17 protein-coding genes are annotated in these 20,872 nt (G+C 38.5%); 15 read left to right on the top strand and 2 right to left on the bottom strand.

Going from position 1 to position 20,872, the window contains the following annotated elements:
• Positions 1 to 8 precede the first annotated feature (8 nt).
• From ACLOAU_RS17760 to ACLOAU_RS17720, 9 genes are all read left to right on the top strand, one after another.
• Positions 9 to 875, top strand: coding sequence for a dTDP-4-dehydrorhamnose reductase family protein (locus ACLOAU_RS17760; protein WP_427863249.1), 867 nt, complete (start codon positions 9 to 11; stop codon positions 873 to 875).
• A complete protein-coding gene (locus tag ACLOAU_RS17755; protein ID WP_427863248.1) occupies positions 872 to 1,804 on the top strand; it encodes a glycosyltransferase family 2 protein in 933 nt (310 codons plus the stop codon). Before ACLOAU_RS17760 ends, ACLOAU_RS17755 begins: the two co-directional genes overlap by 4 nt.
• 5 nt (positions 1,805 to 1,809) lie before the next feature.
• Positions 1,810 to 2,946 (top strand): EpsG family protein, encoded by a 1,137-nt coding sequence (locus ACLOAU_RS17750; RefSeq protein WP_427863247.1) that lies wholly within the window; start codon positions 1,810 to 1,812, stop codon positions 2,944 to 2,946.
• A 4-nt stretch (positions 2,947 to 2,950) separates the two neighbouring features.
• Positions 2,951 to 4,057 (top strand): glycosyltransferase, encoded by a 1,107-nt coding sequence (locus ACLOAU_RS17745; protein ID WP_427863246.1) that lies wholly within the window; start codon positions 2,951 to 2,953, stop codon positions 4,055 to 4,057.
• On the top strand, positions 4,054 to 5,793 hold the full coding sequence (locus ACLOAU_RS17740) for a glycoside hydrolase family 20 protein (RefSeq protein WP_427863245.1): 1,740 nt from the start codon (positions 4,054 to 4,056) through the stop codon (positions 5,791 to 5,793). Before ACLOAU_RS17745 ends, ACLOAU_RS17740 begins: the two co-directional genes overlap by 4 nt.
• A gap of 34 nt (positions 5,794 to 5,827) precedes the next feature.
• Positions 5,828 to 6,634 carry a glycosyltransferase family 2 protein gene (locus ACLOAU_RS17735; RefSeq protein WP_427863244.1) on the top strand — a complete coding sequence of 269 codons (807 nt, stop codon included), beginning with the start codon at positions 5,828 to 5,830 and terminating at the stop codon, positions 6,632 to 6,634.
• Positions 6,631 to 7,230, top strand: coding sequence for an LbetaH domain-containing protein (locus tag ACLOAU_RS17730; RefSeq protein ID WP_427863243.1), 600 nt, complete (start codon positions 6,631 to 6,633; stop codon positions 7,228 to 7,230). Before ACLOAU_RS17735 ends, ACLOAU_RS17730 begins: the two co-directional genes overlap by 4 nt.
• A 1-nt stretch (position 7,231) precedes the next feature.
• The gene (locus ACLOAU_RS17725; protein WP_427863242.1) at positions 7,232 to 8,062 is read left to right on the top strand and encodes a glycosyltransferase family 2 protein; all 831 of its coding nucleotides are present in this window, start codon (positions 7,232 to 7,234) and stop codon (positions 8,060 to 8,062) included.
• A 164-nt stretch (positions 8,063 to 8,226) separates the two neighbouring features.
• Positions 8,227 to 8,667: a cupin domain-containing protein gene (locus ACLOAU_RS17720; protein ID WP_427863241.1), complete on the top strand. Its 441-nt coding sequence runs from the start codon at positions 8,227 to 8,229 to the stop codon at positions 8,665 to 8,667.
• A gap of 29 nt (positions 8,668 to 8,696) precedes the next feature.
• Here ACLOAU_RS17720 and ACLOAU_RS17715 read toward each other — a convergent pair whose 3' ends face one another.
• Both ACLOAU_RS17715 and ACLOAU_RS17710 read right to left on the bottom strand, forming a co-directional pair.
• Entirely contained in the window at positions 8,697 to 9,932 is a 1,236-nt protein-coding gene (locus ACLOAU_RS17715; RefSeq protein ID WP_427863240.1) for a protoporphyrinogen/coproporphyrinogen oxidase, read from the bottom strand.
• Positions 9,933 to 9,952: 20 nt separating this feature from the next.
• A complete protein-coding gene (locus ACLOAU_RS17710) occupies positions 9,953 to 10,924 on the bottom strand; it encodes a glycosyltransferase (RefSeq protein ID WP_427863239.1) in 972 nt (323 codons plus the stop codon).
• A 267-nt stretch (positions 10,925 to 11,191) separates the two neighbouring features.
• Between ACLOAU_RS17710 and ACLOAU_RS17705 the strand changes: the two genes are divergently transcribed.
• The 6 genes from ACLOAU_RS17705 to ACLOAU_RS17680 all read left to right on the top strand — a co-directional run bounded on the left by ACLOAU_RS17705 (position 11,192) and on the right by ACLOAU_RS17680 (position 20,768).
• On the top strand, positions 11,192 to 12,544 hold the full coding sequence (locus ACLOAU_RS17705; RefSeq protein ID WP_427863238.1) for a hypothetical protein: 1,353 nt from the start codon (positions 11,192 to 11,194) through the stop codon (positions 12,542 to 12,544).
• A gap of 181 nt (positions 12,545 to 12,725) precedes the next feature.
• Entirely contained in the window at positions 12,726 to 13,874 is a 1,149-nt protein-coding gene (gene gmd / locus ACLOAU_RS17700; RefSeq protein WP_427863237.1) for a GDP-mannose 4,6-dehydratase, read from the top strand.
• Positions 13,867 to 14,937 carry a GDP-L-fucose synthase family protein gene (locus ACLOAU_RS17695; RefSeq protein ID WP_427863236.1) on the top strand — a complete coding sequence of 357 codons (1,071 nt, stop codon included), beginning with the start codon at positions 13,867 to 13,869 and terminating at the stop codon, positions 14,935 to 14,937. The genes gmd and ACLOAU_RS17695 overlap by 8 nt, the downstream gene beginning before the upstream one ends.
• A 394-nt stretch (positions 14,938 to 15,331) precedes the next feature.
• Positions 15,332 to 16,801, top strand: a complete 1,470-nt coding sequence (locus ACLOAU_RS17690) for a DUF3375 domain-containing protein (protein ID WP_427863235.1) — start codon at positions 15,332 to 15,334, stop codon at positions 16,799 to 16,801.
• A 9-nt stretch (positions 16,802 to 16,810) separates the two neighbouring features.
• On the top strand, positions 16,811 to 17,401 hold the full coding sequence (locus ACLOAU_RS17685) for a DUF4194 domain-containing protein (protein WP_427863234.1): 591 nt from the start codon (positions 16,811 to 16,813) through the stop codon (positions 17,399 to 17,401).
• A complete protein-coding gene (locus ACLOAU_RS17680; protein WP_427863233.1) occupies positions 17,373 to 20,768 on the top strand; it encodes an ATP-binding protein in 3,396 nt (1,131 codons plus the stop codon). Before ACLOAU_RS17685 ends, ACLOAU_RS17680 begins: the two co-directional genes overlap by 29 nt.
• The last annotated feature ends 104 nt before the right edge of the window (positions 20,769 to 20,872 follow it).

The following is a 20,872-nucleotide window of genomic DNA, read 5'->3' as shown; positions in this document are numbered from 1 at the left end:
TTCTTATTATGATGAAAAGGGTACTAATACTGGGTGCCGCCGGAATGGCAGGGCATGTAGTATATAATACGTTGAAGAATTCTGGGAAGTATGTGGTCACAGGTACATATAATAATACCAGGTTTACAGATGACTTGTTATTTCTGGATATAACTGTAAAAGACAATCTTATTAACCTCATTAATCAGGTTCAACCAGATATAGTTGTTAATTGTATAGGAGTTTTAATAAAGGGTTCAGTAAATGCTCCTGCCAATGCTATTTATGTTAACGCCTATTTTCCACATTTTTTGGAGGAGCTACTTAGCAAACGAACTATTAAGCTAATACATATTAGCACAGATTGTGTTTTCAGTGGTAAATTAGGGAACTATGTTGAAAATAGCCCCAAAGATGCAAAGGACCTATACGGGCAATCGAAAGCGTTGGGTGAGGTTACTTCAGGAAATCATCTGACTATTCGTACATCTATAGTTGGACCAGAACTTAAAAATAACGGTGAAGGACTTTTTGATTGGTTCATGGCGCAATCAGGGGGCGTTAACGGGTTTATTAATGCATTTTGGGGCGGTGTTACTACTATCGAACTAGCTAAAGGTATTGACCGAATGATAGAACAAAATCTCACGGGCATTTATAACTACACCAATTCAGAAAAAATTTCAAAGTACGATCTCCTAAACAATTTCAAGATAATTTTCGGAAAGGATGATGTGGTATTAAGAAAATTTGAAAATGACTTTCTTGATAAGAGTTTAATTGATACCAGAAAAGAATTGAAACATCCCGTACCTAGTTATGTCGAAATGGTGGAGGAAATGTATCAATACATCTTGGAAAATAAAAGTCTTTATCCAAATTATGTAAATAGATGAGAATCGCTGCAGTAACCGTTATCGCGAATGAATGGCATCAACTAGACGAATGGCAGAGCCATTACGACTTATACAAAAGTGCTATAGATGCACATATAATAGTGGATAATAATTCTGAAAATAAGTTTCATAATGAATTACAAAAAAGATTTGGTAACTCAATTATTTTAAAGCGAACCGTTAATGGAGGTATCACCGCAGCATTTAATGACGGTATCCGAAAAGCAATTGAGCTCCGCGTGGATGTAATTATTCTAATTTGCCCGGACATACAAATTAGCGGAGATGTTATCAGGACTATGGCCGATTATATAATGAGTCAAAGCGATGTTGGTGTTGTAGGCCCTATTCTTTTAAAAAGAGATTCTGAAATTATAGAGTGTGTAGGTGGAACAATATCTGCCGAGTTCAGACCAGTCTATAATCACCTTGATACTCCTTTAAACCAGTTCCAGGAAACAAATACAAAGAAATCGCTTCCGGTAGAATTTATTCCTGGAGGCATAAACATGAGCCGTCCAGATGTATATGGAAAAGTGGGCCTGCAAGATGAAGAACTGTTTATGTATGGTGATGAAATTGACTGGGATATCAGGGTGAAAAATAGTGGCCTTAAATTGGAGATACTTACGGGAATAACGGCAAGTCATCAACATATATTTACCTCTTCCAAAAATAGGTATAGGAGTGATTTAGCATATTTTTTAATGGCACGTAATACCATACTGCTAGCTCATAAATATTCTCTGCACAAAGGTGCTTTATTGAAAGTAGCAGCTAAGGAATTCGCAAATTCTTTAAAACCAATTGGAGGGATGATTTTAAGAAAGCGACCTAAAAAGGCGCTTGCAATAATGAGAGGAATATTCAAGGGACTAGTAAAGGATTACAAAATTCCGATATCTATTCTTCCTCCTACTAAGCGTTAAGTATTATGCTTTATTATTTCATTTTCTTTTCACTGTTTTTGCTTGGTTATTTGGATATTTTGCGAATAGAATCAAGTTTCCGAAAATTCATCTTTTGGATATTTATTCTTTTTTTTATTGTAATGGGTGGAATAAGATGGGAAACCGGAACAGATTGGTATGCCTATTTAAATTTTTTTGAGCGCAACGATTCGTGGAAAGAATTTAAGGAAAGCGATTTCGAGATCGGTTTTTCATTTATAAATTATATTATCAAATTTCTTTTCAACAGTTATACAGCTCTCCTGATACCTTTTTCATTCTTTACAATATCTCTTAAAGCAAATATTATTGTCCAAAAAGACTATTTCAAATACGGTATTGTTAGCCTTCTGATTTATTATTCGTATTATCTTGGAGATATGTTTTTTGTGCGGCAATCGCTGTCTTTGTCAATTACTTTTTTTTCGATTAGTTATATAATTAGTAGAGATTTAAAGCGTTTTATTCTCTGTATAGTAGTTGCATCTCTCATCCATGTATCGGCCCTATTATTCATTTTTGCATACCCCATTAGTAAAATAAATATTACGACTGGTTTTGCCGTTGTAATTCTAATTACTTCAGCAATTATTGGCTATTTTTTATCATCATCCAATGCTATAATGTGGATTAATAACATTCCTTTCTTAGGAAGCATTGATCAAATTAGCGATAAGGTAGATGTGTATACAGACTTGGCAAGTAGTGACATTGATGTTGTAGGTAGCAATATTGACCCCAGAATGACCGTAATTACGGGGGCAATAAGAAAAGTTATTGTTTTTGCACCTTTGTTTTTTTTTAGAAAAAGACTTGAACAATACGTGCCTAAATTCAATATGTATCTCAGTTTATTGGTGTTTGGCGCTGTGTTTTACTTTATTTTCGGTTCTATTATTCCTGTATTTAAAAGAGCTGCAGCATTCTATGACTGTTTTGAAATTCTAATAATTCCTTTCTTCTTAACAATTTTCCGTTCTGCCTGGAAAAGGAACCTGACTTATATTGTGATAGGGGCATATGCCTTTAGCAAATTCTATTTAGTAATTAATGCCTACTGGGAAGTTTTCGTTCCTTACTATTCAATTTTTAGCGAGAATATAATCAGACATTTAAAATAGTATCATGAAGAATCGAAAATGCCTTTTTATTAGCCGGGAACTATTAAAATTTACAGGGGGAGGAGTTATCACGAAAAGAAATTTGCAGGGGTGCAAAGATATTTTTTCAAATGATTGTGTAATCCATTATACGTTACAAGAGCAAACAAAATTTAAGACCCTTATGGCTAATTTGAATGGATATATGGGTGGTCTAAATCCTGTGGATTGCAAAAATATTTTTCATATCATTAAAAGCCAGGAAGTATCTCATGTATTTATTGATTCTTCAATACTAGGAAGGCTGGCGAATATGATAAGGCAGAAGTTCGAAGAGTTACGTATTATTACATTTTTTCATAATGTCGAATATCTATATTTCAAAGAACTTAGACGTGTTACAGGAAAAAAGCAGCATATACTTAGTATTCTTGCCGCTAAGTACAATGAGAAAGCTGCTGTAAAATATTCCGATGTTATAGCAACCTTAAATACTAGGGACTCGAATTTTTTGTTTCAGATATATGGCAGAAAAGCCGATGAGAATCTCCATACTTCTTTTGATGACAGGTTTCTAGAAACTAATGTCATTTCAACTCCTAAAAACGGACCACGAATAATACTATTTATCGGCGCTTATTTTTTTGCCAATATTGAAGGAGTTAGGTGGTTTTGTAAGGAGGTGATGCCGGAATTGAAAAATTATATGTTCTATATAGTTGGAAAAGATTTTGAAGTTTTGCAACAAGAGCTTAACTCGACCAATGTTAATGTTGTCGGCTCTGTTGACGATTTGGACGAGTATTACTATAATGCCGACATTATAGTTTCCCCCATTTTTTCTGGAGGAGGCATGAAAACTAAAATCGCAGAAGCGTTAATGTTTGGAAAAACCATCGTAGGAACAACAGAAGCCTTTGAGGGCTATGAGTTAGACTTTTCTAAAGTGGGAAAACTATGTAACACCAAAGCTGAATATGTAAGTTATTTTAAGGATTTGGTGTTGCCTCCCAATAAATTTAATCATTATTCTCGAACTGTATTTTTAAATAATTATCAGTATTCGTACTTTGTAAATAAATTAAAGAATTTGTTCGATCCGGTGAACACTGATATTAATCATATATCATGAAAAGACTCTTTTTTTGGATTTTAGTATTGATCGTATTTAACAAATCCAGCTTTGCACAGACGCAGGCATTGCAACTAGTTGAGAATGGATACAGTAGTTACAAAATTGTGATCTCTAATATAGCAACTACTGTTGAAAAAAAAGCAGCTAATGAACTGCAAGCTTACATAAAAAATATTTCCGGTTATCAAATTCCAATCGTTACTGATCAACAGAAGGAAATAGAGAATGAAATTATCGTTGGAAAGACAAAAAGAAAGCTTCTAGGCGTGTCTAATTCCTTATTCTCAAATGGAGATGCAATTAGTATAGTTACGAGTGGTTCTAAGTTGCTGATAAATGGAGGCAGCAGAAAAGGTTGTTTATATAGCGTGTATACATTTTTAGAAGACTACCTTGGGTGCAAAATGTATACAAAAGATGATACCTACATTCCTAAAACGAAAAATATTAGCATTCCATTTATAAAAAGAGTTGAACATCCTGCCTTTGACTTTCGAACAACTTTTTTTGTAGATGCATTAGATGAAAAATATTGTGATTGGCACAAGATCAATTATTTTTTTGAAGGCATGGGTACTTTTGCGCACACTTTTTCTCAACTTCTTCCGTCGGATCTATACTTCAAGGATCATCCTGAATATTTTGCATACATAAATGGTAAACGCACACCAACGCAGCTTTGTCTTAGCAATAATAAAGTATTGACTATAGTAAAGGATAATCTAAAAAAACAAATGGCCGCCAAACCAAATTTGAAATTCTGGTCAGTTAGTCCTAATGATGTATACGACTATTGTAATTGCTCACTCTGCGAGCCTAAACATAAGCGCAATAATGGTTATATGGGTACTTTGTTGCCATTTGTTAACCAAATCGCTTCTTTTTTTCCGAACAAGGTGATTACCACTCTAGCCTATAATCAATCTGCAAAGCCGCCCAGAGAGTTTATCAAACTCAGGGAAAATCTATTGGTCATCTACTGCCTATCCGATATAAACAATGGTAAGCCATTAGCTAATAGCAGCGATGCCAAGGCAGTTGTCATCAGGGATCAACTATCTGGCTGGAAAAAATTAACCAATAACATTTATATATGGGACTATATTGTATGCTTCTATAACTCGTTAAGTCCTTATCCTAATTTAAATACTCTTCAACCTAACTTGAAATATTATAAAGACAATAATATTCCCGGAGTATTTGAACAGGGCATTGGCAACATTAAGTCTGAATTTTCGGAGCTAAGAACTTATTTAGTGGCGAAGCTGATGTGGAACCCTAATCTCAACTTTAACGATTTGATCAATGAATTCCTTTCAGGCTTTTACGGTGACGCCTCAGGTGATGTACGGAAATATATCGATGTCATTCATGCAGAAAAAGATAAAACGAACGATATACTGAACCCCTGGGAAAATCCTGTTTTTCACAAAGATACCTACCTTTCAGAATCAAATATGGATAGATACAGGCTACTACTTGAAACAGCGGAGCTAAAAACCAAGAAAAAGCAACCGTATTACGACAGGGTTATCCGGGAGAGATTGGCATTAGATTTTGCTACGCTTGAAATTGCCAATATTGAAAAAGGTCGCTTGCAATCATTGTCAAAGAAAGTTAATCCTTCAACATACAAAAAGCAGTTCATACAAGATATGAAAAAAACTAAAATTCCATATGTTAATGAAAACTTCCGAACTGTTGAGAACTTTAATGAAAGTCTAAAGTTCTAACAAGGTATTATAGGGTAATTATTTTTTAATAGATATGAATAGCTACAAAGTTTCAGTCGTAATACCGTTATACAATTCTGAAAAAACTATCCTCAGAGCCCTGGATTCTGTTATTAATCAGACGTATAAATGTGATATTGAAATTATCATTGTAGATGATGGATCCTCAGATAATGGTCGTGCGATAGTTGAAAATTATATAGATAATAACGTAACAAATATTAAAATGCTTATAGTACAAAAAGCAAATGGAGGCGCATCTTCAGCTAGGAACGTTGGATTAAAAATGGCAAGTGGAGAATGGATCGCACTTCTTGACTCCGACGATGAATGGTTACCTAATAAATTGTATAGGCAGTTTGAGGAGATACAAAAATATCCAGATATGGATTTCATTGCTACTACACGAAATGGAGAGCGGATAAACTCAATTTTATGGAAGAGATTAACTAATTTGTCCAGAATTTCAGTTAAGAATCTCCTTATTCGCTTCGTGTTTGTTGTACCGACTGTATTATTTAAGAGAAGTATTTTGGAAGAGGTGGGGTACTTCGATGAAAGGTTAAAATATGCGGAAGAAGGTAACTACTTCATTCGAATAGCTTCTAAGTTCAACTGTTATTTATTAAATGAGTCGCTCGTAATTACGGGAGGGGGTAAAGCGCATTTCGGAGAAAGCGGTCTGTCCGGGAATATCAAAGAGATGGAAAAAGGCGAGTTAAGAAATATTCGGTATGCCTACGAGAGTAAGCTGATAAACTTAATTGAATACTTATTCGTAGTCACATTTTCTTTACTCAAATATTTCAGGCGTGTATTAATCGTCAAATTTTTAAGATGATAAAAAAATACGGTATCTGGGGAGCTTTTAGGTTATCAATAAATCTGGTATTAACCAAAATCTTTTTTCCGAACGCTCGGATAATAAGATTCCCGTTTGACATTAGGAATAAGAGGTTTATTCAGATTGCTTCTGGAATGACGACTGGTATAGGCTGTAGGATTGAGGCTTTTCCTCATGAGCTTAAGGAAGAAGGTATTTTTATTTCAATTGGGAAAAATTTCCAGATGAATGACTACGTACATATAGCGGCGGTAGAAAAAATAACAATCGGCGAAAATGTTTTGATCGCGAGTAAAGTTTTTATCACTGACTGTGCTCATGGTAATTATGGCGGCGGAGGGATTCACAGTCACCCAGATGAACCACCAGCGAATCGAAAATGGATATCAAAACCGGTTATTATTAGAGATAATGTATGGCTTGGAGAATTTGTTTCTGTTTTACCCGGTGTCACCATTGGAAAAGGTACAATAGTTGGCTCAAATTCGGTTGTATCAAAAAGTTTACCTGATCACGTTATAGCAGTTGGATCTCCGGCCCGTCCAATAAAGAAATTTAATTTCGAATCAAACACATGGGAAAAAATTGTTTGAAATGACTGAATTGACTGAATTGACAGCATCTATTGTTCTTTACAAAACTAATATAACGGAGATGAAAAAAGCAATTAGCAGCTTTTTAAATACCTCCATTAATGTCCATATTTTTTTGGTAGACAATTCTCCAAATGATCAGTTACGAGCCGCATTACCTGAAGATAGCCGGATTACGTATATACCTTCACATGATAATCCTGGTTTTGGTTCGGCTCACAATCTAGCCTTAAGGGAAGCTATCTCGCTCGAATCCAAGTATCACTTGATTTTAAATCCTGATATAGAATTTACTAATGGGGTACTAGAGGAGCTTTATACCTTTATGGATGAAAATGAGACGGTGGGAAATGTTATGCCCAAGGTATATTATGGGAACGGAGAACTACAGCGGTTATGCAAGTTATTGCCAACACCATTTGATTTATTGGGGAGAAGGTTTTTGAAAGGCTTTAACTTTTCGGAAAGGAGGAACTCCATGTATGAACTAAAGGCGTATCAATATGATAAGGTTGCCGATATTCCTAATCTTTCAGGATGTTTCATGTTTATAAGAACCAGTGTTCTAAAAAAGATTGGAGGATTTGACGAAAGATATTTCATGTATTTAGAGGACATTGATCTAAACAGAAGAATCCAGGCAGTTGCAAGAACCGTATGTAATCCTAAAGTATCTATTATTCACGGATACCACAAAGAGTCGTATTCCAACTCTAAGTTGTTAGTGCATCATATTAAATCCGCCATTAAGTATTTTAATAAATGGGGATGGTTTTTTGATAAAAAAAGACAGGAGATCAACAAGAAGGCTATTGAGAATCTTTACGAATAATCGAACATTCATGATCAAGCTTAGAGAGCAATTCAATCAGCCGCAGAAGTCGGATAGTGATATGATAGTTCTACTATGCCTTATATTTACAGTAATACCTGGCATTATATTTTATTAACTGATAGAAAAGCCCATTTTTATGTGGCTGAAAAAAAATACATAAATTGTACAGGAAAATGTATGGTCCCAATTTGATTGAAACGAAATCATTTGTAGATAATCGTGGCACTTTAATCTTTGCCAACGATTTTGATATGCTGCCTATTAAACGTTTCTACACATTAGTACATCCCGATACTTCGGTTATCAGAGCCTGGCAAGGCCACAAGGTAGAGCAAAAATGGTTTTTTGTTTTGCTAGGCTCTTTTAACATTAAGCTGGTACAGCCAGACGACTGGTTAAATCCTTCCTTTGATTTACCGATACACTCTTTTAACCTTTTTGAAAATCAGCCTGCCATTTTACATGTGCCGAATGGGTTTGCAACTGGTTTTAAAGCAACTACGCCCGGCTCAAAAATGATGGTATATTCAGATTTAACACTTGAAAAATCGAAAAACGACGATTATCGCTTTGATGTTTCTTATTGGGGAGACTGGCATTAACAGCAGACAAGAATTTTATAAAAACAATTTTAAATTGTCTTACTTAAATCAATAGCAGCACCAATAGCAGCATCCATATTGTAGTATTCCCAATCAGCAAAACGGCCAGTGATGTAAAATCGGGTATCCGCAAGAGATCTTTTTAATGCGGCTATCGTAGCGCGCGTGTCTACATCCTGGATTGGGTAGGAGTATTCGTTATAGCGATGGGTTATGTATTTTGGGTTGAGCGGCATTTTCGATAGCTGTTCTAAAATTAGTTTTTTTTCTATTCGATCCGTAAATTCGACCGTAGCGGTCATTTTACCCTCTTCGTTATTGCTTTTAGCAAAATTACCTGTACAGATTATGCGATGGGCCTGATACTCCTTGCTTGGCAAATAAATCCAACTATAAGGGTTTTCATCAATTTCACAAAAGACTGATGTGGTGCCATGATAATCCAAATTGTTTAAATTTTGAGTAAAGTTTGAAATGTCTATGCCTTTTAAAATAGATGGCAGGTCTTTTACGACACCACAGAAAATTATTTTGTCAAATTTTTCTGCTCCTATATACCAGGCATTACCCTTTTTCAGAATATCATTAACATTATGATTGCACTTTATATTTAGTCCTTCGGATATTCTATCAATAATGAATTGAGATCCGTTTTCTTTTTCATACCAAAACGAACTGTGTACAAATTCCTTTTCTTTGACCTGGGTAATATTATTGAACACAATATCCTCAACCGATGGCATGGGTAACTTCCCCTCAAGCCAGGACAGTGGGATTGTATTTAAAGGGCTTTGCCATATTTTTTCATTGTAGGGTTGAAAATAGTCTTCGTATAACGTCTTTCCAAATCGTCCTTTTAGAAAATCTTCAAAGTTCTCTGGTATGGGATTGGTTTTCCGAGATATCTCAAGCAGATCATTAAGAATAGATTTTATTTTTTCCTTTTCAAACAAATAAATATGGTTTTCAATGGGGTAGGGAATTCTTGTACCATTATCCATAAAAACTACCGCATTTCTTTCCGCTTTTATGAATTCTTTTTCTTGGTCGAAAAAACTCCAGAACCAATCTAAAACATCCTGCCGTTTTGAGTTGAATACATGACCTCCACAAATGTGATAAAGGCTTCCTTCAACACGTTCACATTTAATAAGTCCACCGGGTCGGGCATTGGCTTCAAACAATGTTATATCATATCGGCTCTTTAACAGTTGTGCAATTGAAAGTCCTGACAACCCTCCACCAACAATGGCAATCTTTTCCATAAAGAAATGAATTGTATTTTTTAAATCTCCTTTACCAAATCAGCTAATGCTTTAGCTCTTTCTGAGGTGTAATGCTTTTTAAGGTAGCTGGCATGAAGTGACATGTCAGCCTTATTATTTGTTTTAAAATTTAGCTCTTCTTCAAAATCTTCATAGGTGTCAATGCTTTTGCAAAAAAGATCAATTTCAAAATAACTCGTATCTAGGTTTTGAGGATATCTTCCGATAACATTGCATCCACTTGCAAGAATCTCAAAAAATCTCGGAGTAACAGGATTAAATCCTGAAGTTCGTATTTCACCTCCATCTATTCCAGGTGTGGCATATAAGCAACATCTGCTTTTTTTCATAAGATCGGTATATTTTTCCCGAGAGTCCATATTACCTAAGAGTTCACCGTCCGATGTAAAATATTGGAACTGGTTGTTTTGCTCTATTCTATAAACATACCGAAAGTTTGGGTTTCTTTCGATATAAAGCTTCAGGTATTTTTCCAAAACAGTATTCTGCCGTCCCATTACCACCAAATCGTATTCCTTTTTGAATTCTGTTGTATCATTAATCTTATAAATGTCAGGGATTGAGAGAGGAAGATGTTTGATATTCAGCTGGCAGTCATTGATCCTCAAAAAATCGACAGCTTCCTTGCTGGAAATGCATACTATTGGATTATTACGGTAGGCTTTTTCAAATAGTTTGATATTCGCTTTAGGTAAAAAAAAATCAATGATACAGGGTATTACATTTTGATGATTCATAAATCGCTTACCTAAAAATGGAGACATTTCAAAAGTAAAAACCCCACTTGGTGTCGTAAAGTTGTTTAAAAACGGTAACCTGTTTCCTACTTTGTAGAGATATTTATTTCCGTGAAAAAAATTTACTCCTAATGTCTGCCTGAAAACATCTTCCCATTCGAAAACTATGTCCCAGAATGCCCGTTTTTCATATTTCCTGGAAGTATGTATTAATTGCAAATTCATTTCACTCATAGATACAAAAATAGCTTACCGAATCACTAATTTATCAAAGGAGTTATAAATTTGTATATGAAGTACATAGAAACTAATTTAATACTCCTGTAAAATTGTGCAAATTTAAGCGTTGCACATTATATTTTCGGAATTCAAACAAATAGTTTGCAGTATTAATGGCTGTTTCGTAATTTGGATTAATTGTCAAGGTATTTGGAGTATAATTATCATACGCATTATTTTTGTGTTGTATTCAACTGTTAAACGAATCATTTGCAAGTTTCTATGAAGATTCCTTTCTTAATTTTTATGTTCGTATTCACCGGTTGTTTTTTGAACGCACAAGATTTTATTTATTCAATTGGACAATACGGCAACATCGGGAAATATCAAATAGATCCGCTTACAGGAGGTAGCGGCACTCCTGTGTTTTCCGGCGATGGTACGACAGATCAATCTAAGGCTATTGCAGTTAATAGTTCAGGCGTTATATATTATATTCCTTTTATTCCCATATCTTCCAGTAACCAGCAACCAGCAGAAAACAGGGGGAAAATCGATGTTTATGCTATTGCAGACGGGAGTAGCGTCCCTTTGAAAGTAGTTGATCAATTTGATGTGAATGATGTAAGACAAGGGTTTGAGGATAATACCAAAGTTAGCCCTGATGTATTTGGTATCGACAAAAATGGTGTTGCCTGGATCATATCTACGGGCGCACAGTGGATCTATATTACTAAATTCCAAACTTATGCAGATGGCAGTGTAAATAGCCCTCAAAGAGTTGGCTCAATATCGTTACCTATTTCTTCTGGAGGTAATGGTGTCACAGATATCGCATTTAACTTTAATGGAGATATGTATGCACTTTTAACAGGAGATGGCCCATTTTACTCCTATATTGGTATTGCGTACAAAAATAATTTGGTATCAACGAATGGTACTATTGACATTAAATCCAAATGGATCTTATTCAATCCTGTTACCCAGAGGCCCCTAACAGTTAAGGGAAACGGGCTTTGTTTTACAAGTACCGGAAATTTGTTAATGTCAGCTGATGACGGAATTTATTTTATAGACCAAACCACCGTAAATCAACCTTCTACTGGTTTTGTTCATGCTTCGAAAGTGTATCACACTGCGAATTCAGCAACTATCAGAGATCTTGCCAGTTTATATTATCCATCTCAAACAGCGTTGCCTGTTATGTTAGAAGAAATTAATGCCAGTGTAAGGAGTGGTCATCTGAATGTAAATTGGACGACATTGTCTGAAACGAACAATAGTCATTTTGATATAGAGCTTTCAAGAGATGGTGAAACTTTTTTTAAGATAGGTTCTATTGTAAGCAAAGCTATTGAAGGAAATTCTGATAAAAAACTAAACTATCTCTTCTCTGCCCCTTTTGAAAAACTTTCGGAAATATTATTACTATCGTTGTCATCATCTTTTTTTTTCAACAGGAAAAAAAGTAAATTACTATTAGGCTTGATTTTCATAGTAATTATATGTGCTATTGGATGTAAAAAGAGTCATCAAATTCATTTAAATGATGAACGTAATTGGTTTGTGAGAGTTGTCCAGGTTGACTTAAATGCAAAAAGACAGTATTCTAAAATTATTGCTATACAACAATGATCTTTTTTAAGCTATATTATAATTCAAACAAAATTTTTTAAATAATAGCTGTAAATTAGTTGCTTACCAGTTTTGTTCAATTGAACATGCTTCAATGGTGCAATTCATTTATTGAGAATAAATCAATAGAATTAGCATCAGTATTTTAATACTTCTATATTTGCATCCAATTATAAATTTTATGAAAACTGCATTAATAACCGGTATCACCGGGCAGGATGGCGCTTATTTAGCAGAATTCCTTTTAAAAAAAGGATATGACGTACACGGTGTGAAGCGCCGCACCTCAATGTTTAATACCGATCGTATCGATCATTTATATGAAGACCCGCATGAGGAGAATAAGAAGCTAACGCTTCACTATGGTGATCTCACCGATTCGATGAATCTTACCCGTATCATCCATGAGGTGCAACCGGATGAAATCTACAACCTGGCGGCTATGAGCCATGTAAAAGTAAGTTTTGATACACCGGAGTATACCGCTAACGCTGATGGTATAGGAACCTTGAGAATTTTAGAAGCAGTACGTTTACTGAACCTTACCGAAAAGACAAGGATCTACCAGGCCTCTACATCAGAGTTATATGGACTGGTACAGGAAGTTCCTCAAAAAGAAACCACACCTTTCTATCCAAGGTCTCCTTATGCAGTGGCGAAGCTTTATGCTTATTGGATTACGGTGAATTACAGGGAAGCCTATGGCATGCACGCCAGCAATGGTATTTTATTTAACCATGAGTCGCCTATAAGAGGGGAGACTTTTGTTACCCGTAAAATAACCCGTGCGATTAGTCGTATTGTGCTGAATGCGCAAAAGAAATTATACCTGGGTAACCTGGATGCGCAGCGCGATTGGGGACATGCCAAGGACTACGTAAAAGCCATGTACCTGATTCTCCAGCAAGATAAAGCTGATGATTACGTCATTGCAACAGGTATTACGACACCTGTAAGAGACTTTGTAAATAAGTCTTTTGAGTATGTTGGTGTTTCCCTAAGAAGTGAAGGTACAGGAGTGGACGAAAAGATTATCATTGATAGTATTAATGATACCCTGTTTGCAGAAAAAGCAGGAAACGAATACCTGGAGGCGTTCAAAAAACGGATCAATGAAGTGGTGGTAGAAGTGGATCCCAGGTATTTCAGACCTACGGAGGTGGAATTGTTGATTGGTGATCCTACCAAATCAAAAGAAGTATTGGGCTGGACTCCGGAGTACGACCTGGATGGATTGATCAAAGACATGATGCAGTCCGACGTGCATTTGATGAAGAAAAATGATTTATTGAAACGTAACAATTACGCGGCACTGAATTATTATGAATAAGACCAATAAAATATATGTAGCCGGGCACAGAGGATTAGTGGGCTCTGCCATCTGGAAAAACCTGCAGGAAAAAGGATATACCAACCTGGTAGGAAGAACCAGTAAAGAACTGGATTTAAAAAATGCTGAAGCTACTTCAGCATTTTTTAATGAAGAAAAACCTGATTATGTGATTCTTTCTGCTGCCCGCGTAGGCGGTATTGTAGCTAACAATGTATACAGGGCAGACTTTATACATGAAAACCTGGCCATACAGCAGAATGTAATTGATAACTGTTACAGGCATAATGTTAAGAAGCTTCTTTTTTTAGGCAGCACCTGTATTTATCCCAAAGATGCTCCTCAACCTATTAAGGAAGACAGTTTACTGACAGGGCCTTTGGAGATCACTAATGAGCCTTATGCCATTGCGAAAATAGCAGGTATTAAATCTACGGAGAGCTTTAACCTGCAATATGGCACCAACTATATTTCGGCGATGCCAACTAATTTGTATGGGCCTAATGATAACTTCAATCTCGAAAAGAGCCATGTGCTGCCGGCACTGATCCGGAAGTTTTTACTAGCCAATTGGCTACAACAGGAAAACTGGGATTTGATAAAGAATGATCTGGATAAAAGACCCATTGAGGGAATTAGCGGAACATCAGCTCAACAGGAAATGATAGCCATACTGGCTAAATATGGTGTAACGGCTCAATCGGTAGAGATATGGGGAACAGGCCAGCCGCTTCGGGAGTTTTTGTGGAGCGAGGACATGGCCGATGCCTGTGTATTTTTAATGGAGCGAGTTAATTTCTCTGACCTTCGGAAAGATGAATCGGAAAAAAGAAACTTTCATATCAACATCGGTACAGGACATGAAATTTCGATTAGGGGGTTAGCTGAAATGATAAAAGAGAAAATCGGTTACACCGGAGCTATCGTGTTTAACAGCGATAAACCCGATGGCACCATGCGCAAGCTTACTGATGTAAGCAAAATACATCAGTTGGGGTGGAAACATACGGTAACTATAGATGAAGGGATTTCCAGTATTATCGGGTGGTATAAGGAATCATAGAGAGTTTTGGACCTTCTTAATCCCCAATATTTCCCCTAAATAAAAAAAAGTTAAAAAAATATTTCAAAAGTTATTGGGAAGGTTGTACCTTCATACTGTTTTTCATAGGTTAGCAACGGCTAGGGTGTCTACCCTGGCTTTTTTTTGCTCAATAATGAGGCGTGAATAGTGAGTAGTGAATGGTCAATGTGCGTATAAGAACTTTCTTTTGTATTTGTATCTCCAGAATGTCCGGCAAATAAACTATCAGTTAATTCCTGTCAGCTGCCAGCTGTCAACTCCCATCTGTCTACTGTCATCTTCCCCGAACCGTGTCTAATATGTGCATAGCTTCTCCTTTCATAATCCCCATATTATCTTATTTTGCGTGCCCCGATAAAGTGAGGAACAGGGCATGACAAGCGAAAACATAAACTTTTTAATACAATCTTCCCCGGCTTTACAAATGCTGCGACTGCGCAATGCCAGCTGGGTATTACCATTTTTATACACGGTATTTAAAGAAAACCGCCGGATGGTGGTAAAGGAAGAGCAATTGGTGCCTTTATTGGCTGAAACCCTGGGCCAGCACGACGATGGCACCGAGGACCTGGAAGAAGCCCGTATAGAATTTGGTGAAGATGAGGAGAGCCGCAGCCGAAAATACCTGGTGAGCTGGGTACAAAAACGTATACTGCAGGATTACCCTGATATCGAGGGCAATACCAATTACCAGTTAAGCGCCTATACCGAAAAAGTGTTTCAGTGGATGCAGAACCTGCAGCTGGGGCAAAACCATGTGGGTACCGAAAGCCGTTTTAAAATGCTGTTTGGCTCTTTGCGCGATATGGTGGAAAATACCGAAGACGACAAAGAGAAGAAATTACAAATACTGAAAGACCGCAGGGCGGAAATTGAAAAAGAAATCAAAGCCCTGGAGCTGGGTGTGGCGCCACAGCGCTATAACAATGCGCAGGTACAGGAGCGGCTCGATCTGTTCATCAAGCTTTGTTATGAGCTCATTGGCGACTTCAGGGAAGTGGAAGATAATTTTAAGCAGATCCATCGCAATATCGTAGAACAGCATACCAAGGCGGAGCAACATAAGGGTACGATTGTGGGCTTTGCCTTCGAGTCTTACGATGCTTTACGCAGCAGCAACCAGGGTAAAAGCTTTTATGCTTTCTGGGATTTCCTGATCTCCCGTAACGGGCAGGAAGAATGGCGCAATTTAACGGAGCAGTTGCTGGTATTACTAGAGGATCGGGAACTGGAGGCAGATACGAATTTCCTCCAAAACATTAAGTCCTTCCTGTTGGAGCAGGGCAAATCGGTATACGACGCTAATGATAAAATGGCTGAGAAGCTGAGCCGTATTATTACTGAAAAAGAAATTGCCCGTCACCGCCGGTTAAGGCAGCAGATCAGCAGTATTAAAGAGCTGGTTTTCGACCTGATGGAAGAAGAGCAAATTGACGCCGGTTTGCAGATTGAGGAGCCTGCTGAAATAAAAATAATAATGGACCGGAAGCTGGCGTTGGAGGAAAAGAAATCGGCGGCTACTTTAAAACAACCGGTAGCTGCCGTAGAGAAGATAGCTGATATAGAAAGGTTCAACCGTTTATTAAATACAGCATTTATTGATAAAAAAATGCTGTGGAATAAGGTAGAGCAGGTGTTGAAAGATAAGCAAACCGCCACCTTAAAAGAAATTGTGGAAGCAACCTCGCTGGATAATGGACTGGCCGAAGTGATAGGATACTACAGTTTCCTGAAAGAAAAATCAAAAAGGGTACAGATCATTGGCACGGCGGTAGAACTCATACCCCTGAACAGGGAAGCCACCAAATTTGTGGAAGTACCGTATTTATTGTTTAGCAAATAAGATTAGAAGATGGCCGATAAAATACATGCATTCACCCCCGTATTTATAAAACTGCTAAAGGGCCCCTTAGAGTACCTGGAGAAAACTACCTGGGAAAAGCTGGTGCAATACAGGGCAGAGCTGACGGGCTTTTTACAGCAGCTGGGTTTAACCCTGGTGCTGGATGAGCAGGATGGGTATGCTTATATAAAACATAGTATTACGGAAGAAGATACCACCGGTGTAAGCTGGGCCCAGCGCCGCAGCCTTACCTATGATGAAAGCGTGATGCTGGTATTGCTGCGGGATATGATGGCTGAGTTTGAAGTGGGTGAAGCTACCCATAGAGAACTGATCAAAAAGCGGCGGGAGATAAAAGAATATGCCGAACTGTTTTTTAAAGAAAATGCCAGCCGGGTAAAGATGCTCAAGGATATCGACCGCCTGATCGACAGGGCAGAGGAGAATGGATTTTTGGAGCGATCGGAAAATCATGATGTGGCAGATGAACAAAAGTTCCGGATCAAGAAGATCATCAAAGCCCGGGTAGACAGTGAAATTTTAGAAGATTTTAAACAGCAACTGACAGCACATGCAGCTAAGCGTATTCAGCACGGATAATGAGAAGAGTGGGTTCCGGTTACAATACATGGAAGTATTTAACTGGGGCACTTTTGATGAGCAGATACATACCATTACGCCAAATGGTGAAACCAGCCTGTTGACAGGAGCTAACGGTAGCGGTAAAACTACTTTCGTGGATGCCCTGCTTACCCTGATCGTTCCTGAAAAAAGATACCGCTTTTATAACCAGAGTAGTGGTAGCGAGAAGAAAGGTGACCGTACCGAAGATACCTATGTAATGGGGGGCTACGGCACTATTAATTCTGATACGGGTGTTACCAAAACCCTGTATCTCCGCGAAAACCGGGACGAAGCCTATAGTATACTGCTGGCCAATTTTACCAATGAGGCGCAGCAGGAAGTAACCCTGTTCCAGGTACGTTATTTTACCAATGGTGATATGCAGAAGCGTTTTGGTATTGCCCATAAAAGCCTGCGTATTGAAACGGATTTTAAACCCTTTGACCTGGGCAATGCCTGGAAACGCAGGATAGACCAGCAATACAATAAGGGTAGTCGTAAGCAGGTAGAATGGTTTGATGCGGCCAGTAAATATGCCAACCGTATGGTGGACGTATTAGGTATGCAGAGCATCCAGGCCCTGACCTTATTTAACCAGACCGTAGGTATCAAAGTACTGGGCAACCTGGACGATTTTATTCGCACTCATATGCTGGAGCCAAGGGATATAGAATCCTCCTTCCAGGAGCTGAAAAAACACCTGGCTACTTTGCTGGATGCCCAACGTAATATTGAAAAAGCGGAAGAACAGATACGTTTGTTGCAGCCGGTGCATGAACATTATACCGGCTTTAAAAACCTGCAGGACCAGCAGAAGACCATACAGCAATCGGTGCAAACAGCCAGCATCTGGAAAAGCTATACCCAGGATGCTTTATTACAGGAAGCATTGGAAGAAGATGCTGCTAATATAAAAGCCCTGGAGCAACAGGCAGGTGATCTTAAAGAGGAGATAGACCGGTTGCACGAAGAAGAACGAACTACCCGCAACCAGATAGAGCAAAATAAAGCCGGCCAGCGTTTAAAACAACTGGAGCAGGAGTTAAAAGAGCAGCAACTAAAGAAGAAGGATGCGGAAACCAACCTCACCCTGTTTACCGAATGGTGCACTACCTTGCATTTGGAAGATAAAACCGCTTCGGATGAAGAAAGCTACAAGCGGATACAGAAAGAAACGGCCAGGGCAGCAATGCGGCTGGACCGGGAGAACCGCCTGAATGAAGATGATGATTTTGATGCGAAGAACCAGCACCGCAAAGCCAATGATGAACGCGAGCAGCTGGAAAGGGAGCTGAATATTTTATTGCACAGCAAAAGTAATATACCGGCGCACCTGGTAAATGTGCGGAAAGACCTATGCAATGCGCTTCGGTTGGAAACCTCCGACCTGCCTTTTGCAGGGGAACTGGTACAGGTAAAGTCGGAAGAGCTGCATTGGCAGCCGGCCCTGGAGAAATTATTGCATGGCTTTTCCTTACGTTTACTGGTACCCGATAAATACTATAAAAAAGTAACCCGCTATATCAATCAAACCAATATTGGCGCCCGGCTGGTGTATTACCATGTAAAGGACACGATACCTGTATTGGCCGAAGACCAGACCGTTTTCTATAAGCTGGATTTCCATCCTGATCATTCATTGTCGGAGTGGGTACAACAACAGGTAATACAACAATTTTCTTATGTATGCCTGAACGACGAAAAGACCCTGGAGCGATACGACAGGGCTATTACTATCAATGGGCTGGTTAAAAACCGTAACCGCCATGAAAAGGATGACCGCCCCGGAGTGAATGATGCCGGCCGTTATGTAATGGGCTGGAACAACGAACGTAAAAAAGAAGCACTGATCACGCGCCGTAACAAATTAACCGATGAGTTGGCCAATACGGCTGAAGTTATTGAGCGTTGCCGCAATCGGGCAGGCCGCTTACAAAAGCAGTTTTACGCCTTAAGCAGGCTACAGGAGCATGGTGGATTTGCCTTATTGGATGTGGCAGGCTTTCAACGCAGCTTGCATAAAACCGAAGAGCAGATCAAAGAGCTGAGCCAAAGCAACAACCAGCTGCAGGCATTAACGGCTCAGCTGGATGAGGTAATAGCACAACGCGCGGAGGCGGAGAAAAAATGGCTATCTGCCAACGGGGAAATAACCACACTGCAAAACCGGGTGAATGGCCGCATGCAGCTCCGGACTACTTTGCAGATCTTATTGCAACATATCACACCAGAGAATAAAGACGAGCTGTTGCAGTTTCAGCAGCAGCATGCTATTGCATTGGGTGGTGTTACATTGGACACTATTGAAGAAACCTATCGTTTATTTAAAGAAAAGCTGGATGCTGAAGCCACCGCCATACAGCAGCAGTTGCATAAAACAGAAACCCATTTAAATCGCAGTATCAGTCAGATCAAAAACCCGTCGCCGAATTTGCTGCAACGTTTTCCAGACTGGTATAGCGACGTTCAGTTCTTACCCGAGGAAGCTGCTTATGCGGAAGAATTTAAGGAGTGGCTGGATAAACTGGAGACAGAGAACCTGCCCAAATACCGGAGAGATTTTGAGAATTTCATCAATGATACGATTACCTATAAGATTGGCGGGCTGAATGAAGAGATGGAAAAATGGGAACGCGAGATCAATAACAGCGTTAATAAACTCAATCAATCTTTAGGCGTTATTAATTTTAACCGCCTGCCGGATACCTATATTCAGCTGGGTAAACGCTCGGTGCCAGATGCAACCATTAAGGCCTTCCGTAATGCTTTGCTCGATGCCTTACCACAGGCCGCCAACTGGCAGCAAAGTAAGTTTGAAGATAAGGCCCTTCATTTCCGCCAGAAAGTGCAGCCTTTGATCGATAGCCTCGATGAAAGTGAAAGCTATCGTACCCGTGTAATGGATGTGCGTAACTGGTTCGAGTTTTGGGCCGATGAAAAGTACAGGAATACCAATGAGCTGAAGAAAACCTATCGCCAGATGGGACAGTTATCGGGAGGGGAGAAGGCACAGTTAACCTACACGATCTTGTGTAGTGCTATTGCTTACCAGTTTGGCATTACCCGCGAAGGAAAGAACAGCCGTAGCCTGCGTTTTATAGCCGTAGATGAAAGCTTTAGTAATCAGGATGAGGATAAAGCTACTTACCTGATGGAGCTTTGTAAGCAATTACACCTGCAATTATTGGTGGTGACCCCGAGTGATAAAATACAAATCGTTCAGGATTATATTGCCCATGTGCACCTGGTACAAAGGGTAAATAACCGGCATAGCGTCATGTATAATATGACGATTAAAGAGCTGCAACAGAAAATAAAGAACAAGGAAATGGTGGAGGCATAAGAGGGGTGAGTTATGCATTAGTTGGATAATAACCGGAGAGACATTGCCTGAAAGGGACCGTCACTTTGAGCGAAGCGCAGCGGAGTCGAAAGGTCTCATGAACG

It is taken from the genome of Paraniabella aurantiaca (assembly GCF_050309965.1).
Classification (GTDB): domain Bacteria; phylum Bacteroidota; class Bacteroidia; order Chitinophagales; family Chitinophagaceae; genus Niabella.
Note: the sequence above shows the minus strand (reverse complement) of the source record. Positions and strands in the feature narration are given on the sequence as shown.

Coding starts and splice junctions, on each gene's coding strand:
- ACLOAU_RS17730 (WP_427863243.1), top strand. CDS start 6,631: ATGATAAAAAAATACGGTATCTGGGGAGCTTTTAGGTTATCAATAAAT.
- gmd (WP_427863237.1), top strand. CDS start 12,726: ATGAAAACTGCATTAATAACCGGTATCACCGGGCAGGATGGCGCTTAT.
- ACLOAU_RS17705 (WP_427863238.1), top strand. CDS start 11,192: ATGAAGATTCCTTTCTTAATTTTTATGTTCGTATTCACCGGTTGTTTT.
- ACLOAU_RS17760 (WP_427863249.1), top strand. CDS start 9: ATGATGAAAAGGGTACTAATACTGGGTGCCGCCGGAATGGCAGGGCAT.
- ACLOAU_RS17690 (WP_427863235.1), top strand. CDS start 15,332: ATGACAAGCGAAAACATAAACTTTTTAATACAATCTTCCCCGGCTTTA.
- ACLOAU_RS17710 (WP_427863239.1), bottom strand. CDS start 10,924: ATGAGTGAAATGAATTTGCAATTAATACATACTTCCAGGAAATATGAA.
- ACLOAU_RS17685 (WP_427863234.1), top strand. CDS start 16,811: ATGGCCGATAAAATACATGCATTCACCCCCGTATTTATAAAACTGCTA.
- ACLOAU_RS17715 (WP_427863240.1), bottom strand. CDS start 9,932: ATGGAAAAGATTGCCATTGTTGGTGGAGGGTTGTCAGGACTTTCAATT.
- ACLOAU_RS17745 (WP_427863246.1), top strand. CDS start 2,951: ATGAAGAATCGAAAATGCCTTTTTATTAGCCGGGAACTATTAAAATTT.
- ACLOAU_RS17755 (WP_427863248.1), top strand. CDS start 872: ATGAGAATCGCTGCAGTAACCGTTATCGCGAATGAATGGCATCAACTA.
- ACLOAU_RS17735 (WP_427863244.1), top strand. CDS start 5,828: ATGAATAGCTACAAAGTTTCAGTCGTAATACCGTTATACAATTCTGAA.
- ACLOAU_RS17680 (WP_427863233.1), top strand. CDS start 17,373: ATGCAGCTAAGCGTATTCAGCACGGATAATGAGAAGAGTGGGTTCCGG.
- ACLOAU_RS17740 (WP_427863245.1), top strand. CDS start 4,054: ATGAAAAGACTCTTTTTTTGGATTTTAGTATTGATCGTATTTAACAAA.
- ACLOAU_RS17695 (WP_427863236.1), top strand. CDS start 13,867: ATGAATAAGACCAATAAAATATATGTAGCCGGGCACAGAGGATTAGTG.
- ACLOAU_RS17750 (WP_427863247.1), top strand. CDS start 1,810: ATGCTTTATTATTTCATTTTCTTTTCACTGTTTTTGCTTGGTTATTTG.
- ACLOAU_RS17725 (WP_427863242.1), top strand. CDS start 7,232: ATGACTGAATTGACTGAATTGACAGCATCTATTGTTCTTTACAAAACT.